Here is a 16,186-nt window from a genome sequence, read left to right as displayed (position 1 = left end):
TCTTATTCAAGACCTAAAATAGCATCGTATATTGTTTGATTACCATTTTTAATTTCAGTAAATATTCCATATTTTTCAGAAATATATTTTTCAAACTCTTTAATAATATCTAATTTAATATTTTTACCATATATTAAATAGCAAATTTCAGTGTTCTTGTTCTTCTTAAATAATAAATCAAAAGTTTCTTTTAGTGTCTTTAATTTATCTTTATTGTTAAAAATAATTTTCTTATTGTAGACAGCTATTGATTCATTTTTCTTTACATCTTTGTTGTCAATTTTTACATTTTTATTGGCTGTAGAAATTTGTGCTGATACTGTTCTTTTTAGAATCTTATTCATTTCATCTAAATTTCTTTTAAATGTAGCACCTTTATCATAATGTGAAAGAACATTAATTTGTTCAAAGGTGTTTGTTGCTCTAATTATAGAAATATTAATTTCAGAATTAATTGATAATAGATCAACAACTTGATCTGCTGCCATCAATATATTTGAATTATCAGTAACTATTAAAATGTTTTTTGATTTAAGTTCATGAATTTTTTCTAAATAATCTTTAGTTGATGGATTGTTTTTTTCATGTGAAATTATAGTTTTGTCAACTTCAAAATCTTCAGACATTATTACACTTATTTCATCAGTTGGAACAGTTGCAATAACAACATTTCTATCATCTCAACCCTTTGTATCAATTTTATCAACATTGTTTAATGTTTCTAAGTATTGATTAGTCATATTTTCAAATTTAATTTTTTCAAATTCTCCGTATTTTTGACCTAAAGTTAATAATTTGGCTGGTTTCATAGTGTGAATATGAACCTTAACAAGATCTTCATCAACCACTAATACTATTGAATCACCAATAGAATTTAAACTTTTTCTAAAGCTTGATTCATTAAAAGATGTTTTCTTCTCTTCAATGGAAGGATTAATTATTGAACCTATTTTTAAAATAACTTCACTACAATATCCAAAACCTTCTTCTTCAACAACGTTATCAAAAGTATCTTTTTTATCAGATGTTTTAACAGATTTGTCTTTTAAAGAAAGTTCAATTTTTTCTAAATATTCATCTTGAGTATTAGTTAAAACAGAATACATTCCATCTATGAAAGAAGCAACCCCATAGGCACCAGAATCCACAACACCAATTTCAGAAAGTACTTCTAAAAATTCAGGAGTCGAATCAACAGCAGCATGTGCTTCTTTAGATATTTTTTCAAATAACTCTACAACTGTTTTTGAATTATCATTAATAAGAAATTCATCAATTTTTCTTACAACTGTTAACATTGTCCCTTCGATTGGTTTAGTTACAGAAGAATAAGCTTTTGTTTTGGCTGATGAAAAAGCTTTTTTAACATCATCAATAGTTAAATACTCTTGTTTTTCAGTAAACGTTGAACAAAAACCACGGATTATTTGACTAAAAATAACACCAGAATTACCTCTAGCATTCATTAATAAGGCTCTTGATAATTTATCACCAAAAGTTTTAAAGTCTTCAAACTCTTCATCTTTAATAGACTTAATTGCACCAGCAGTGGTACTCTTAAGATTTATACCAGTATCTCCATCAGGAACAGGAAATACATTTAATTCGTTTATATATTTGTATTCAATGCTAATAGATTTAGATCCTACTTCAAGCATTTTTCTAAAAAGTTCTATATTAATTTTCATTTGCTTAATTTATTATTTCTATATTAATTTTTAATTCTTTTGGATATTTTTTATTCACTAAATTTTGATAAATAGTTTTTTGAAATTCTATTGAGGTATTTTTAACATTAAATATTTTTTCATGCAATTGCATTTTAATGTTAATTTTGTGATTTTCAACATCGATGTCTTCTGGATTAACAAAAACTTTTTTGACGCCAGGTATTTGTTTTGATATCTCTGTTATCAATCTAATTATTATTTTTTTATTAAAAATTGTATTTGATTGCATCTTTTTCCTCAATACGAAACTTCTTTTACAATATATATATTCTACTACATTGTCTTATATTGTAAACATAAACATTTTCGTAATTTACAAATATAATTGAAAAATTGAAATATAAGATTACTTTTAATGTTTAATAGTGTATAATATTTAAGTTTTACAGGAGAATTAAAGTGGCAAGAAGAGATATGTTAACTAACAAAGGCCCTTTAAGAGGTAATACTAGATCGCATGCGTTAAACCACTCTCGTAGAGTTTGAAATGTTAACTTACAAAAAGTTACTATTAAAACAGACGATGGTAATACACAAACTATTAAAGTTTCAGCAAGAACTATTAAGACTCTTAAAAAACAAGGTCGTATTTAAAATTTTATAAAATAAAAAACTGGGTTTTTCCCAGTTTTGTTTTGTAATAAGGACATTATAAATCAATGTTAATAGATATAACGTTTATAACCGCTTCTTTAAGTTCATTAATTTCTTTAATAATTTTAATGTTTTCTTTTTCAAATTTTGATAACTTTTTAGAAATAATTTCTAAAGCGTGTTCTAGAAAATATAGATAAGTATCAATGCTTGTTTGTTTTTTTTCTAATATAAACTCTTCTGCAGGAATTAACAATATTGGAGAATTTGTTAACTTGTTAACAATCATAGCTCCTAAAGTTGTTTGAGTTTTCAATTTCACATATATTTCTTCACTTGAAGATTTAACATTTGAATTGTTTTTTGAGATCAAGTATTTTAAAAAATTATAAGAACTTTCTAAATATTTAGAAAGTGTTTCTTCATTTTTTGTATCTTGATTAATATTTAATATTTCATATAAACTTGTTTTCATGTAAATATTATAATCTTTTAATCATTTATTCTATTAAAAAAACACAAGCATGTGCTCGTGTTTTTTTGTTGGAGTAAAATTAATTATTTTAATTCTACTTTTGCTCCAGCTTCTTCGAATTTTTTCTTTAATTCTTGAGCTTCTTCAGAACTTGCGCCTTCTTTAATTACGCTTCCTACAGTTTCTGAAGCTTTTTTAGCTTCCATTAAACCTAATCCTGTGATTTCACGGATTAATTTAATAATAGCAACTTTGTTAGCACCAGCATCTGCTAATACTACGTTAAATTCTGTTTGAGCTTCAGCTGATGCTCCAGCACCTGCTGCTGCAACTGGTGCAGCTGCACTAACACCGAATTCTTCTTCGATTGCTTTGATTAAATCATTAATTTCTAAAATTGTCATTTCTTTTAATGATTCGATTAATTTTTCTTTAGTTAATTTTGCCATTGTAATCTCCTAGTTTTCTTTAGTTTCGCTCACTGCTTTTAGAGCATACATGAATCCACGAATTGGACTTGATAAACATGATAAGAACATTGATAATAAACCATCTCTACCAGGTATATTAGCGATTTCTTTAATCATGCTTGCATCCATGAAGTTTCCTTCTAAGAATGCTGTTTTAAGTTGAACTACTTCATATTCTTCTGCTACTTTGTTTACAGCTTTAATAGGATTAATTTCATCCTCAAAAGCTATAGCAATAGCATTAGGTCCAACAATTTTGTCTTCTACACCTTCAAGTTTAGCAACTTTCAATGCACGACGTAAAATGTTGTTTTGTAAAACATAAAGTTTTGAACCTGCGTCATGTAATTCTTTTCTTAAAGCCGCGATGCTTTTAGCTGTAAGACCATGGTATTCAAAAACTATAAATGATTTAGCTTTTTGAAGGTCTGTAACAACTTCATTTACTTTAGCTTCTTTAGCGATTATTGCTTTTTTGCTCATTAGTAAACACCACCTTTTTAATATTTTTTTACAATATGCAAATAAGATATTTCCTCGGTAACAAATTAAGACTAAAAGTCAGTTACTGTCTTTGGCACATTGCTTTAATAATTATATAAAATTTTTGTACTTTTTAAAAGTTAAATAAACTTAACAGCAGTTCCGAAAAAACATGTTGATCCATTTTTAGTAGTATAACTTCTTATGCCTACGATTGCATCTGCATTTAAGTCTTTTGCTTCTGACTTCATTTTCTTTATAGCTTTTTCGCCTTCTGTTTTAGAAGTTATACTAACTAGTCTATTTCCAAAGACCACTCCTAATATTTCATATTCTCTATTAGGTATTAAATCAGTTGTAGTAATTATCATTTTCTATCCTTTACTTATTTCAAAATTCTTCTTTGATTATATCAATTCCTAATTCTAATGCTTTTTTATATTTAGAACCGGCATTTTCTCCACATAATAAAAAATCTATTTTAGATGAAACTGTATTTACAAAAGTTATGTTATGTGTTTCTTCTAAAAGTTTTTTAATGTAATTTCTAGATTTGGAAAATGTTCCAGTAATTACCATTCTCTTATTTATATATTCTTCTTTAATAACTATGTTATCTTCAATAATAAAATCATCTTTATATTGCGTATTTATTTCATAAGATTTTAGTTTATTTATAAATTCAATATTTTCTTTATTATTGAAGAATTCTATTATTTCATTAGCTAATTTTTCACCAACATCTTCTGTTTTGATAAGAGTTTCATAATCAGCGCTTATTAAAGTATCTATTGTTTTAAAACGTTTAACTATTTTGTTAGCGCTTGTTTTTCCTAAGTGTCTAATAGATAAAGCACATAATAATCTTTCAAGACTATTTGATTTAGACTTTTCAATAGAATCTACTAATTTGTTAAATGATTTATCTTTTATTTGTAAATCCAAAGATAAAACAATTTCTTTTTTATCTTTTAACAAATAAAGATCTGAAGCATCTTTAATAATATTGTTATTAAAAAGTTTTGTAATAGTTGAAATACTCATTCCAACTATGTCCATGCAATATTTTGAACAAAAATATTCAATTCTTTTTATTAATTGAATTGAACATTTTTTATTAACACATCTTTGATCTACATCATCATCAATATGTATTAATAAAGAATTACAATTAGGACATTCTAAAACCTTTTCAAATTTTATTGCTTCTTTAGTTCTTTTATCAATAGCAACATAATCTAAATAAGGTATTATGTCTCCTGCTTTATAAATATAAACATAATCATTGATTCTAATGTCCTTAGTTTTAATATATTCATAATTATTTAAACTTACTTTATTTACTGAACTTCCATCTAAAAGTATATCTTCTAGAGTTCCTACATAAGTTATTTTTCCAGTTCTTCCGATTTCTGTTGAAATAGATAGAAGTTTAGTTAAACCAATTTCAGCTGGAAATTTATAAGCAATTGCTCATTTGGGAAACTTAGAAGTGTAACCTATTTCATCATATAAAGCATAATCATTAACTTTAATAACAACGCCGTCTATTTGATAGTTTAAATCTTTTCTTTTTAATGTTAATGATTCTACTTCTTTTTTAACAATGTCAAAAGAAGAACAAAGCTTAATTTCATTTGAGGTTTTGAACTTGTTTTCCTTTAATCATTGAATAGATTCATAATGAGATGAAATTCCTAATTCTTCAGCAAAAGGCATGTAATAAAAATATGCTTGTAGTTTTCTTTTTTTAACAATAGAAGAATCAAGATTTCTTAAAGTCCCAGATGCTGCATTTCTTGGGTTTGAAAACTTTTTATCTGTTAAAGAATTATTAAGTTCTGTAAAGTTTTCATTAGTCATAAAAACTTCACCTCTAATTTCTATAACCATGTCTTTGTATTTATCATTTATATATTGAGGTATTTCTTTAATAGTTAATATGTTTTGAGTAACATCTTCACCATGAACACCATCACCTCTTGTAAGAGCTCTTGATAATTTAGAATTTTCATATATTAAAGAAATACTTAAACCATCTATTTTTGGTTCAATTACATATTGTTCTTTATTATTTGATAATTTTTTAACATCAGAATGAAATTTATCTAAATCATCTTCATTAAAAGCATTTGATAAAGATAATAAAGGAACTATATGCTTAACTTTTTTAAATTCAGAACTTACAAAACCACCAACTCTAACAGTTGGAGAGTCTTTTGTTTTGTATTCTGGATATTTTGTTTCAAGGATAATTAATCTATTCATAGATCTGTCGTAAACAGAATCTGGAACCGAAGGATTATTTAATGCATAATATTCATAATTTCATCTATTTAAATTATCTTTAAGTTCTTTTATTTCTTTTATTTCTTTTATTTCTTTTTTGGTTATCATAAACATTCTTTTCTAATATAAAACTTCTTTAAGATAAAGACCACAAGAAGGAGCTTTTAAATTCGAACTACCTTTCTTAGGTTTTTTAATCAATTTTTCAAATTCTTTAATATCTATTTTATTTTCATTAAGAAGTATAAAAGAACCAACAATCATTCTGATCATATTTCTTAAAAAACCATTACCACATATTTCTATTTGAACATTTGAACTTTTTTTAATTATTTTAATACTAAAAATTTCTCTTGTGGTGTTATCAAGTTCAGAAGTTGAAAAAGATAAAAAATCATGTTTTCCTATTAATAATTTTGAAGCTTTTCTTAATAATTTAATATTTATATTTTTGTTATATTGAAAAATATAATCTTTCTTGAAAAGATCATATTTTTTTGAAGTATTTATAACGTATAAATAACTTTTTTTAATTGCATCAAATTGAGCATCAAAATCTTCTTTAACATTTTCTAAATTTAAAATTCTTATGTCATTTGGTAATTTTTTATTCAAAGCAATCATTAAATTTTCATTAGTAATATCAATGTTATTTAAATTAAATGAAAATGTTTGATTCAAAGCATGAACACCAGAATCTGTTCTACCTGATCCCTTAATCATTATTTTTTGATTAAATAAATCAAGAAATGAAGATTCTATAGTTGATTGAATAGTTTTTTTATTAGGTTGTTTAGCTCAACCATGATAGTTTTTTCCATCATAAGAAACTCTAGCCAAATATTTCATTTTATTTATATAAAGCTCCGGCTTCGAAATAACCAAGATCTGAGAAAAACACATTCATGGAAACTAAACTGATAAAAATACCTAATAAAAATGAAATTATAAAGAATACTATTCAATCATAATATTTTAAATAAAAGTTTCTATATCTAGTTCTTATATATCTAGGATTATAAGCTCTAGCATCCATAGCGTTTGCCAACTCTTCTGCTTTTTTAAAAGCGATACTGAATAATGGAACAACTAAAGATATTAAAGATTTAGTTTTATCTTTAACATTTCCGTTTCTAAAATCAACACCCCTTGATGCTTGCGCATTCATTATTCTTCTTGATTCACTTAATAACGAAGGAATGAATCTTAAGGCAATAGAAATCATCATTGAAACTTCATTAACTGGGAATCTTAAAAATCTTAATGGACTAAACAAATCTTCAAAAGCGTTTGTAAGTTGAATAGAGTTAGTAGTTGAAGTTAATAAAGTAGCAGCAATAATAATCAATCCTACTTTAATTGAAATATATAAAGCAAGTTCAATTGCTTTAGGACTTAATGTGTATCAATTGTTAGTGTAACATCAAATTTGAGCATTGTCTAATGTTGATGTAATGGGATTATTTGGAATTGACATATTTGAAGCTTCCATAATCGTTCAAGAAACTCCATTTATTTTAAAATTACCTTTTGAAACAAGAAAAGCAATTTTTTTTGAAATATCTGCATCATTGTTAAATAAATTTAAATATTTATTAACATCTACTTTTGAATAATCAGGATTTTTAAAAGAAGCAATTGCTTGATTAATAAATGCAGTATCTGAGTTTGTAAAGGGTTGTATTTGAGCTCCTCATAAAGGAGAATGAAATACATTGCCGCTCTTTTGTCCGATTCATCAAACATCTTTTGGAACATTAACAATTATAGGTTCTTTATATATAAATCAATTTATTACAAACAATACTATGAATAAGAATAAAACTGACTTCAAAATATTTCATAGCATTTTGAAGGGCAGTTTAGCAATAACGAATATAGAAACTAAAAATAAAATTAAAAATATTTGTAAAACAAAACCGATTGGCATAAAAATCATAGCAATGAACATAGCAAAAATTAACACCTTTAAAGCAGGATTAATTTTATGTACTAATGATTTTCTACTAACAAAAGCATTTGATGAATTCATTAATTTCCTTTCAGTATTCTTTCTATACCATCAGCTAAGTCATTAACTGTTCTTGGTTCAAAATCTAATATTTTTTTAAATTTTTTATTTTTCTTCATTAAATCATTAATAGTTCTCATGATTCTTGGAGGTGTTATCGAAGTATTTTTGATTAATTCTAAATCTGAAAACACTTCAAAAGGCGTTCCTGATTTAACAATTTCTCCATCGTTTAAAACTATTACTTCATCAGCTATTTCTAATACATGCTCCATTGTATGTGTAATAACAAAAACAGTTCTTCCGTCTGCTTTGGCTTGTTTTATGATAGACATCATTTCTTCTTCACCTTGGGGATCTAATCCTGCAGTTGGTTCATCAAATATTAATATTGGAGTTTCAATTGCCAGTATTCCAGCAATTGCAACTCTTCTTTTTTGACCACCGGATAATCCAAAAGGATTTCTATGAAGATAAGAATCATCGAGACCTAAAGCATTTAAATATTTTTTGGCTCTCTTTTGAGATTCCTCTTTAGAAACTCCTAAAGCCATTGGTCCAAACATGATATCTTTTTCAATAGTATCTTTGAATAACTGATATTCAGGGAATTGAAATACCATTCCAATTTCTTGTCTTATTTTTTTAATATCTTTAATTTTTTTAAGGTTTATTCTTTTGAATAAACTTGGTTGATTGATAATTTCATTCTTGAAATTTTTTAAATCCTCTTTGTTTCATTTTTTAAGAACATTTAAATATTCAGGGTTTTGAAACAAAACCAACGCTATATAAAAATCTGTATCTAGATATTTAATGATTTTTATTTTTTTTATTTTTGTTTTGTAATAAGCTTCTACTAACAATGAAGCTTTTGAAGAAGATATTTTTGAACTAAAAACAAAAGCTTCGTTAAATGTTTTATTAAACTTAGCAAGAAAGTCTTTATCTTCAAAAGCGCCTAATAATAAATTTTGTAAATTTCAATCGTGACCCAAAACTCTGTCTTGTAATTTTATAGTTCCGTATTTAGTTGGCAATAAACCATTGAAATGAGTAACCAAAGTAGATTTACCAGAGCCAGAGTTTCCAATTATGCAATATATTTTATTTCTATCGAATTTATAATTAATATCTGCTAAAGAAACGAATTGTGCTTCTTTTTTTTCATCATAGACACTGAACAAATTATTAATTTCTAACAATGTATTATTTATTTTTGACATATTAAATTTATTAATTCTCCATAATCTAAAGTTCTTTTATCTATAATTTTTTTGTCTTCTAAAAGAGCAGATAAATTTAAAGTATATGGAAAGTCAAGTTTTAGTTTTTCCAGATTTTTTTTATTAACAAAAACATTTTCAGGTTTATCAATCATTTGAATTACACCTTTTTCCAAAACTATAACTTTATCAGCATTAATTACTTCTTCCATATCATGTGTTATAGATATTATTGTTTTGTTGGCTTGTTTTTTAAGATCAAGCATAAGTTCTTTAAGTTCCAATTTACCTTTTGGATCCAACATTGAAGTTGATTCATCAAAAATCATCACATTCGGATTAATAGCTAAAACAGAAGCTATAGCTACTCTTTGTTTTTGCCCACCAGAGAGTTCTAATGGTTCTTTATGTAATAAATGTTCTATTTCAACAGTTTTGGCAGCATTTAGAATTATGTCATTCATCAAATGAGTTGGCACTTTTCTATTTTCTAATCCGAATGCAATATCATCTCTTGCTGTAAGACCTACGAATTGATTATCAGGGTTTTGAAAAACTATTCCAATATTATTTCTTAAATATTTTAAATTAGTTGTATTTATTTCTTGATCAAATAATTTAATAGTTCCATGTTGTGGTTTCAACAAAGCTGTTAGTATTTTAGAAACAGTAGATTTACCAGAACCATTATGTCCGATAATACATACATATTCATTTTCATAAATTTTAAAATTTATATTCTTAAGTATAGGTTGATTTTCTACATAAGAGAAATTAACATCAATAAATTCAATGGCTGTTTTTTTGTTTGACATTCTTAATTTCCTTATTTAAACATGTATTTATTTTATCAATATTATTTAAAATTAATAACATTACTTAAAAGCAAAACAAAAAATTTTTATCTTAAATTAATTCATAATATTATTATTAAGTTTATAAAATGTAATATAATTTTTTTAAGTGAATATGTTAATTTAAATAATGAAAATGATTGTTATCATATTCATTATTAAATCTAAATAAAGGTATATAGTTTATGGATTATTTAAAACAAAAAAGAAAAACAATTAGAAATTTAGCTGTTGTTACTCTTATATTAATGCTTATTGCGTGCATTTCTGTTCTTATATTATATGTATTTTCAGTGTCTAACAATGGAAATGTGACTCAAAATTATAAGACAATTAAATTATCTCTTGGAATAGTTTTTCTAATTTCATTGCCATTAAGTTGTTTATTAAGTTTCATTAACTCAATAACAATATTAGTTATGAATGACAACAATGATGCTGAGACGCACACCAACAAGATAATATGAGGTTTGTTAAGCTTATTACTATTAAGTTGAATTGCTCAATTTGTTTTTGTTTCAGGACTTTCTAAAACAATAAATAGAATTGATAACAATAAATAATATAATTGTTTTAATTAAAAATCGCCACTAAAAATTATTTATTTTTTAAGGGTGATTTTTTTTATTACAATTTTTTTGTTGATTGCTTATATTATTTTCAATTAATACAAATGAAATATTTATAGAGTTATTAAAAACATCTAATATAAAAACCACTCCAACTTGGAGTGGTTTTTATCGTTATATTTTTTAAAAATTAAACTAATTGAATGATAGCTCTTTCAGTGTTATCACCAGGTCTAGTTCCTAATTTAAGAACTCTAGTGTATCCACCATTTCTATCTTTATATTTTGGTCCAATTTCATCAAATAATTTCGTAAGTAATTCTTTATCATTTAACTTTGAAGTACTTAAGATAATAGAAGCAGCTTGTCTTCTACTTGCTAAAGTATTCTTTTTAGCTAAAGTTATTATTCTGTCAACATGACGTTGTGTTTCTTTAGCTTTTGTAGCAGTAGTAATGATTTCACCATAAGCTAGTACGTCACTAACTTGTTGACGGCTAACCATTTTTCTTCATGAACGCGTCTTACCGGGTTTGTTTATAAAACTCATTTAATACATTCTTCCTCTCTATAAAATTTATTCGTCTTTAAGTTTTAAACCATGTTCATGAACTTTTTCAATAATTTCATGGATTGATTTTCTACCTAAATTTTTGATTTTTTCAATTTCTGATCTTGGTAATTGAATTAATTCATGAGCTGTGTTAATTCCACGACTCTTTAAAGCGTTGTAAGCTCTAACTGTGAAGTCAAGTTCTTCAATAGGTATGAATAATTCTTGTTTAGTTTCTTGAGCATCTGCTTCTTTCATAACAATAATATTTTCATAATCAGTTGTTATTAGAGAATCAAGGTGAGCTGTTAGAATTTTTGAAGCTAAAGCTAAAGCTTCAGTTGCAGAAATTGAACCATTAGTTGAAAGTTCAATTGTTAATTTATCTGATGAATTAAGTTTTGATAATTTAACTTCTTCAACATTGTAATTAAAACTCAATACTGGTGAAAAGTTTGAATCAGTAGGAATAATTGATAATGAATTACATTTATCTTTATTATCAGTAAATGTTGTGAATCCTCTTCCTAAAGTAGCAAAGATTTCCATTTTAAATTCAATTTTTTCAGTTACATTTGCAATAACTAAATCTTTATTAACAATTTCAAAACCTGTTGGACAAACAATGTCAGCTGCTGTAACATTGGTTGGGCCGTTAACATTTATTTTTAATGTTGGTCATGATTCTAATCTTGTTTCTTCAAATTCTTCTTCTGAATGTATATTAGTATCAACCTTGATAACTAATTTTTTAAGATTAAGAATTATATTTGTAATATCTTCTGAAACTCCATCAATTGCTTGATATTCATGTGTATAACCAGGAATTTTAACAGCAAAAATGCTTGCTCCTGGAATGTTTGATAACGCTACTCTTCTAAGAGCATTACCTAATGTTGTACCAAATCCTGTTTCTAATGGATGAATAACAATTTTTGCTTTGTTTTTATCATCAGTTAAAAATTCTGGTTTGATATCGTATTTTAAGAATTTATTCATTGTATTTCCCTTTCAATTAATTAACGAGGTTTCTTAGGTGGTCTACAACCATTATGAGGAATAGGTGTCACATCACTAATTCTTGTAACTTCTAATCCTGCTGTTTGTAAACTTCTAATTGCAGTATCTCTACCAGAACCTGTACCATTAACTTCAACAGAAACTGTTCTTAAACCTAAATCAAATGCATCTTTACCTGTTTTTTCAGCAGCAATACCTGCTGAATAAGGTGTTCTTTTTTTAGAACCCTTATAACCAATTGATCCAGAAGAAGCTCATGAAATTACATTACCTTTTTCATCTGATATTGTAATTATAGTATTATTTCTAGTTGCATGAATATGAACAAGCCCACTAGTAAAATTCAATTTTTTCTTTTTAGCCATAATTTTACTTCTTTCTTATTATCTAGATTCCATTTTTTTATTTGCAACTGTTTTTCTAGGACCTTTACGAGTTCTAGCGTTAGTTTTAGTTCTCTGTCCTCTTACAGGAAGTGAACGACGGTGACGAATCCCTCTATAAGAAACAATTTCCATTAGACGTTTGATGTCCATAGCTGTTTCTCTACGTAGATCACCTTCTAAAGTGTATTGACTAGCAACTTTTCTTATAGTAGCTAATTCACTTTCAGATAATTCTTTTATTCTTTTGCTTAAATCAATTTTAGATTCTTCTAAAATTTTTGTAGCAGTACTTTTTCCGATTCCATAGATATATGTTAAAGCAATGACAGCTCTTTTATTATCTGGAATATCAACACCTAATATACGTGCCATAATTTCTCCTATCCTTGACGTTGCTTGTGTTTTTTAATTTTACAGATTACTCTGATAACACGTCTACGTTTAATAATTTTACAGTCTTTACAAATAGGTTTAACTGAAGCTCTTACCTTCATAATTATTTCCTTTCATCTTTGTGACGATAAACAATTCTACCTTTAGTTAAATCATATTGACTTAATTCAACATCGACTTTGTCGCCTGGTAAAATACGAATTTTATAAACACGCATTTTACCTGAGACATGAGTATCAATTTCGACGTTATTTTCTAATTTAACTTTGAATTTATTACCTTGTAGCATTTCTGATACTACACCAGTCATTTTGATCACTTGATCATTTGTCATATTAAAAATCCTTTTAATCTTCTTTTGTTAATATTTCACAGCCATCTTTAGTAATAAGAATCATGTGTTCTCAATGTGCTGTTAATTTTTTGTTTTTAGCAATGACACTTCATTTGTTCATAGGATCAATAAAATATTTTTTAGATCTAGTAAGAATCATAGGTTCAATACATATAACCATATTTTCTTGCATAGGAACTTCAGTGAATGTCTTTGAATAATAATTGGGAATATATGGATCTTCATGCATTACATTTCCGCATCCATGACCAGTGAAGTCTCTTAATACTTCATAACCATTATTCTCTACAAATGTTTGAATTGTTTTTGCGATTTGCAAATTAGTTATTCCAGGCTTAATCATATCAGCAGCTTCATAAATAGCTTGTTCACAAACAGAGCTTATTCTTTGGGCTTCTTGATTTTCGCCTACAATAACACTAAAAGCAGAATCACAAACATGATCTTTAAATGTTACTCCGATATCGAAAGTAATCAAATCTTTATCTTTTATAAGATAATTGTTGGGGACTCCATGAACTACAACTTCGTTCACTGAAATACAAATATTCTTTGGATAATCATAATATCCATAAAAAGTTGGAATTGCTCCTAACTCTTCTATTTTGTTTTTAGCAATTAAATCTAATTCATTTAGACTTATTCCTACTTTAACATTTGCAATAAGTTCTTTTTTAACTTCTTTTCAAATTTCAACTGCTTGTTTGATTTTTGAAATATCATCGAAGTTTTTTAAAACTATATTCATTTTTTTATTTCTTCAAAAATGTTTTCTAAATTTTGATTAGCATCAATTTCAACAAGCAAGTTTTTGTTTTTATAATATTCAATTAAAGCTGAAGTTTGTTCATTGAATATTTTAAGTCTTTTGATAACTGTTTCTTCGTTATCATCTTTTCTTTGATAAAGATTTCCATTACATTTATCGCAAATATTTTCATTCTTAGGAATAGGATTAGTATAAATGTTGAATATAAAATTACATTCTTCACAAATCCTTCTTCCTACAATTCTTTTAATTAAAGAATCGATATTAACATTTAAATAAAGCACTCTATCTATATCTATTAAAGATTCTAAATATTCAGCTTGATCCAAGGTTCTTGGATAACCATCTAGAATGAAATTGTCTTTTGTATTTGTTAAAGCTTCTTTAACAACTTCATTAGTAATTTCATCAGGTACTAATATTCCATTTTTAATTAATTCTTTAATTTTAATAGCTAATTCATCATTTAAATTAATTTTTGCTCTAAACAAATCACCTGTTGAGATGTGTTTAATGTTTGATGCATTTACAATGTAATTAGCAACGGTGCCTTTACCAGAACCTGGTGCACCAATTATTAATAATTTCATTTATTTACCTATCAAAGTTGAGAATCAACGTACGTCTTTTCAATATTGTTTTCAATATGTTTTTTCTTATTTGTATATGACGTTGTAGTAGCAGTTGATTGAATTGAAGATCAAAAATCAAATGCTGCTGTAACAATAATAACTAACCCAGTTCCACCAAGAGCTGATGAGGAAGGTATTGTGACTGTTCCGTTACTTACTATTTTAGAGACCAAACTTACTATATAAGGAATAGCAGCAATTATTCCTAAGAAAGGGGCTCCTATTCAATTTATTCTAAATAAGGTTTTAGTAATGTGTTTTTCTGTGTCTCTACCCATTTTAATACCGGGTATAAATCTACCAGATTTTTTAAAGTCTTTAGATATCTTCTCGGGGTTAAGTTGAACATAACTATAGAAGAATGTAAAGAATAGTATTAATAAAAAATAAATAATTATTCCACTAACTCCATTTAAAGATACGTATTCTTCAATTACATATCTAGAAGGATCAGATGCTGGTAAAAATTGAGCAATTGTGGAAGGTATTGTCATTAATGACGAAGCAAAGATGACTGGAATAACTCCAACTGTATTTACTTTTAATGGTAAATATGATAATTCATCTGGATTCAATGTAAGTGATTGTCCTACTTGCTGTATTGGTATTTTTCTAACAGAACCATTAACAAAGACAACAGCTATTACTAATAATATGTAAAACACTACATAAACAATAGATGAAATTATTGATATTAATTTTGCATTTTGTCCGCTTATAGCTTGAAAACTTATGAAAACAGTTTGAAAAGAACTGAATAAAGAACTTAATATACCAGCAAGAATAATCATAGTTACACCATTACCTGCACCTCTCTTAGTAATAAGATCAGCTAGGAAAATTGAAATGTAAGTTCCAGAAATCATTAATGTTATATAAAAGAAATAAAACATAGGACTATTTTGAGCAAATGTCATACTTGCTGAAAAATCAACAATGGATGTTTGTCCTGTTGTAACTAACATCAATATAGCATAGGCTTGTATAGCAGCTAATGGTAATGTAAGAATTCTAGTGTATACTTCTATTTTTTTTCTACCTCTTTCACCAGACTTAGACAGTCTTGATAATGGAGGTATTAAATCAGAAGATAATAATTGCATAATAATTTGAGCAGTAATGTAGGGAGAAATTCCAATAGCAAACATTGAAACTTGGCTTAAACCACCACCACCTAATAAGTTAATCATTTCCATTAAAGAGTTTGAACCATTGGCTGATTCTTTAATGGTAATGAATGGCATAGGAACTATAGAGCCCAAACGAAATAAAATTAATAATGCTATTGTTGTTACAATAGCAATTATTACTTTTTTATTAGTGAAGATTTTTTTCAGTTCTTCTAATTTTGGATTTCTGTGTTTTTTAGTTATCATT

22 protein-coding genes and 1 other annotated feature are annotated in these 16,186 nt (G+C 26.3%); of the genes, 2 read left to right on the top strand and 20 right to left on the bottom strand.

Translation table 4 applies throughout. The features are described from left to right. Window positions 1–2: 2 nt before the first annotated feature. The gene (gene fakA, locus AC27EK_RS02605; protein WP_487231800.1) at window positions 3–1,688 is read right to left on the bottom strand and encodes a fatty acid kinase ATP-binding subunit FakA; all 1,686 of its coding nucleotides are present in this window, start codon (window positions 1,686–1,688) and stop codon (window positions 3–5) included. 4 nt (window positions 1,689–1,692) lie between these two features. Continuing rightward, a complete protein-coding gene (locus AC27EK_RS02600) occupies window positions 1,693–1,959 on the bottom strand; it encodes a hypothetical protein (RefSeq protein ID WP_487231799.1) in 267 nt (88 codons plus the stop codon). Window positions 1,960–2,129: 170 nt separating this feature from the next. Between AC27EK_RS02600 and rpmB the strand changes: the two genes are divergently transcribed. Beyond that, window positions 2,130–2,324, top strand: a complete 195-nt coding sequence (gene rpmB, locus AC27EK_RS02595) for a 50S ribosomal protein L28 (protein ID WP_487231798.1) — start codon at window positions 2,130–2,132, stop codon at window positions 2,322–2,324. Between the two features lie 55 nt (window positions 2,325–2,379). Here the strand turns inward: rpmB and AC27EK_RS02590 are convergent, their stop codons facing one another. The 9 genes from AC27EK_RS02590 to AC27EK_RS02550 all read right to left on the bottom strand — a co-directional run bounded on the left by AC27EK_RS02590 (window position 2,380) and on the right by AC27EK_RS02550 (window position 10,093). Further along, entirely contained in the window at window positions 2,380–2,799 is a 420-nt protein-coding gene (locus AC27EK_RS02590; protein ID WP_487231797.1) for a hypothetical protein, read from the bottom strand. Window positions 2,800–2,882: 83 nt separating this feature from the next. Beyond that, window positions 2,883–3,248 carry a 50S ribosomal protein L7/L12 gene (gene rplL, locus AC27EK_RS02585; protein ID WP_487231796.1) on the bottom strand — a complete coding sequence of 122 codons (366 nt, stop codon included), beginning with the start codon at window positions 3,246–3,248 and terminating at the stop codon, window positions 2,883–2,885. A 9-nt stretch (window positions 3,249–3,257) separates the two neighbouring features. After that, window positions 3,258–3,752 carry a 50S ribosomal protein L10 gene (gene rplJ, locus AC27EK_RS02580; protein WP_487231795.1) on the bottom strand — a complete coding sequence of 165 codons (495 nt, stop codon included), beginning with the start codon at window positions 3,750–3,752 and terminating at the stop codon, window positions 3,258–3,260. 27 nt (window positions 3,753–3,779) lie between these two features. Next, window positions 3,780–3,865: a sequence feature (ribosomal protein L10 leader region), on the bottom strand. A 27-nt stretch (window positions 3,866–3,892) separates the two neighbouring features. Further along, window positions 3,893–4,123, bottom strand: coding sequence for a heavy metal-binding domain-containing protein (locus AC27EK_RS02575; protein ID WP_487231794.1), 231 nt, complete (start codon window positions 4,121–4,123; stop codon window positions 3,893–3,895). 10 nt (window positions 4,124–4,133) lie between these two features. Next, entirely contained in the window at window positions 4,134–6,149 is a 2,016-nt protein-coding gene (gene ligA / locus AC27EK_RS02570; protein WP_487231793.1) for an NAD-dependent DNA ligase LigA, read from the bottom strand. 12 nt (window positions 6,150–6,161) lie between these two features. Beyond that, window positions 6,162–6,881 (bottom strand): tRNA pseudouridine(38-40) synthase TruA, encoded by a 720-nt coding sequence (gene truA / locus AC27EK_RS02565; protein ID WP_487231792.1) that lies wholly within the window; start codon window positions 6,879–6,881, stop codon window positions 6,162–6,164. Between the two features lie 10 nt (window positions 6,882–6,891). Then, a complete protein-coding gene (locus tag AC27EK_RS02560; protein WP_487231791.1) occupies window positions 6,892–8,073 on the bottom strand; it encodes an energy-coupling factor transporter transmembrane component T family protein in 1,182 nt (393 codons plus the stop codon). Further along, window positions 8,073–9,278: an ATP-binding cassette domain-containing protein gene (locus tag AC27EK_RS02555; RefSeq protein WP_487231790.1), complete on the bottom strand. Its 1,206-nt coding sequence runs from the start codon at window positions 9,276–9,278 to the stop codon at window positions 8,073–8,075. Before AC27EK_RS02555 ends, AC27EK_RS02560 begins: the two co-directional genes overlap by 1 nt. Next, window positions 9,266–10,093, bottom strand: a complete 828-nt coding sequence (locus AC27EK_RS02550; RefSeq protein WP_487231789.1) for an energy-coupling factor transporter ATPase — start codon at window positions 10,091–10,093, stop codon at window positions 9,266–9,268. The genes AC27EK_RS02555 and AC27EK_RS02550 overlap by 13 nt, the downstream gene beginning before the upstream one ends. Before the next feature lie 224 nt (window positions 10,094–10,317). On the opposite strand from AC27EK_RS02550, the gene AC27EK_RS02545 reads away from it, so the two are divergent. Beyond that, window positions 10,318–10,695 carry a hypothetical protein gene (locus AC27EK_RS02545; protein WP_487231788.1) on the top strand — a complete coding sequence of 126 codons (378 nt, stop codon included), beginning with the start codon at window positions 10,318–10,320 and terminating at the stop codon, window positions 10,693–10,695. Window positions 10,696–10,891: 196 nt separating this feature from the next. Here the strand turns inward: AC27EK_RS02545 and rplQ are convergent, their stop codons facing one another. The 9 genes from rplQ to secY are packed head-to-tail and all read right to left on the bottom strand — an operon-like array spanning window position 10,892 to window position 16,185. Then, entirely contained in the window at window positions 10,892–11,251 is a 360-nt protein-coding gene (gene rplQ, locus AC27EK_RS02540) for a 50S ribosomal protein L17 (RefSeq protein ID WP_487231787.1), read from the bottom strand. 27 nt (window positions 11,252–11,278) lie between these two features. After that, on the bottom strand, window positions 11,279–12,253 hold the full coding sequence (locus tag AC27EK_RS02535) for a DNA-directed RNA polymerase subunit alpha (protein ID WP_487231786.1): 975 nt from the start codon (window positions 12,251–12,253) through the stop codon (window positions 11,279–11,281). 20 nt (window positions 12,254–12,273) lie between these two features. Further along, window positions 12,274–12,639 (bottom strand): 30S ribosomal protein S11, encoded by a 366-nt coding sequence (rpsK, locus tag AC27EK_RS02530; RefSeq protein ID WP_487231785.1) that lies wholly within the window; start codon window positions 12,637–12,639, stop codon window positions 12,274–12,276. A gap of 18 nt (window positions 12,640–12,657) precedes the next feature. Beyond that, on the bottom strand, window positions 12,658–13,032 hold the full coding sequence (gene rpsM / locus AC27EK_RS02525) for a 30S ribosomal protein S13 (protein WP_487231784.1): 375 nt from the start codon (window positions 13,030–13,032) through the stop codon (window positions 12,658–12,660). Window positions 13,033–13,040: 8 nt separating this feature from the next. Beyond that, window positions 13,041–13,154, bottom strand: a complete 114-nt coding sequence (gene rpmJ, locus AC27EK_RS02520; RefSeq protein ID WP_487231783.1) for a 50S ribosomal protein L36 — start codon at window positions 13,152–13,154, stop codon at window positions 13,041–13,043. A 2-nt stretch (window positions 13,155–13,156) separates the two neighbouring features. Beyond that, window positions 13,157–13,387 carry a translation initiation factor IF-1 gene (gene infA, locus AC27EK_RS02515; protein WP_487231782.1) on the bottom strand — a complete coding sequence of 77 codons (231 nt, stop codon included), beginning with the start codon at window positions 13,385–13,387 and terminating at the stop codon, window positions 13,157–13,159. A 13-nt stretch (window positions 13,388–13,400) separates the two neighbouring features. Continuing rightward, complete coding sequence (map, locus tag AC27EK_RS02510; RefSeq protein WP_487231781.1) at window positions 13,401–14,156, bottom strand: type I methionyl aminopeptidase; 756 nt, start codon at window positions 14,154–14,156, stop codon at window positions 13,401–13,403. Next, window positions 14,147–14,767, bottom strand: coding sequence for an adenylate kinase family protein (locus tag AC27EK_RS02505; RefSeq protein WP_487231780.1), 621 nt, complete (start codon window positions 14,765–14,767; stop codon window positions 14,147–14,149). Before AC27EK_RS02505 ends, map begins: the two co-directional genes overlap by 10 nt. Before the next feature lie 8 nt (window positions 14,768–14,775). Further along, window positions 14,776–16,185, bottom strand: coding sequence for a preprotein translocase subunit SecY (gene secY, locus AC27EK_RS02500; RefSeq protein ID WP_487231779.1), 1,410 nt, complete (start codon window positions 16,183–16,185; stop codon window positions 14,776–14,778). Window position 16,186: the final 1 nt, after the last annotated feature.

This window comes from Ureaplasma rhincodontis (assembly GCF_057537535.1).
This window is presented reverse-complemented; position numbering and strand designations above follow the sequence as displayed.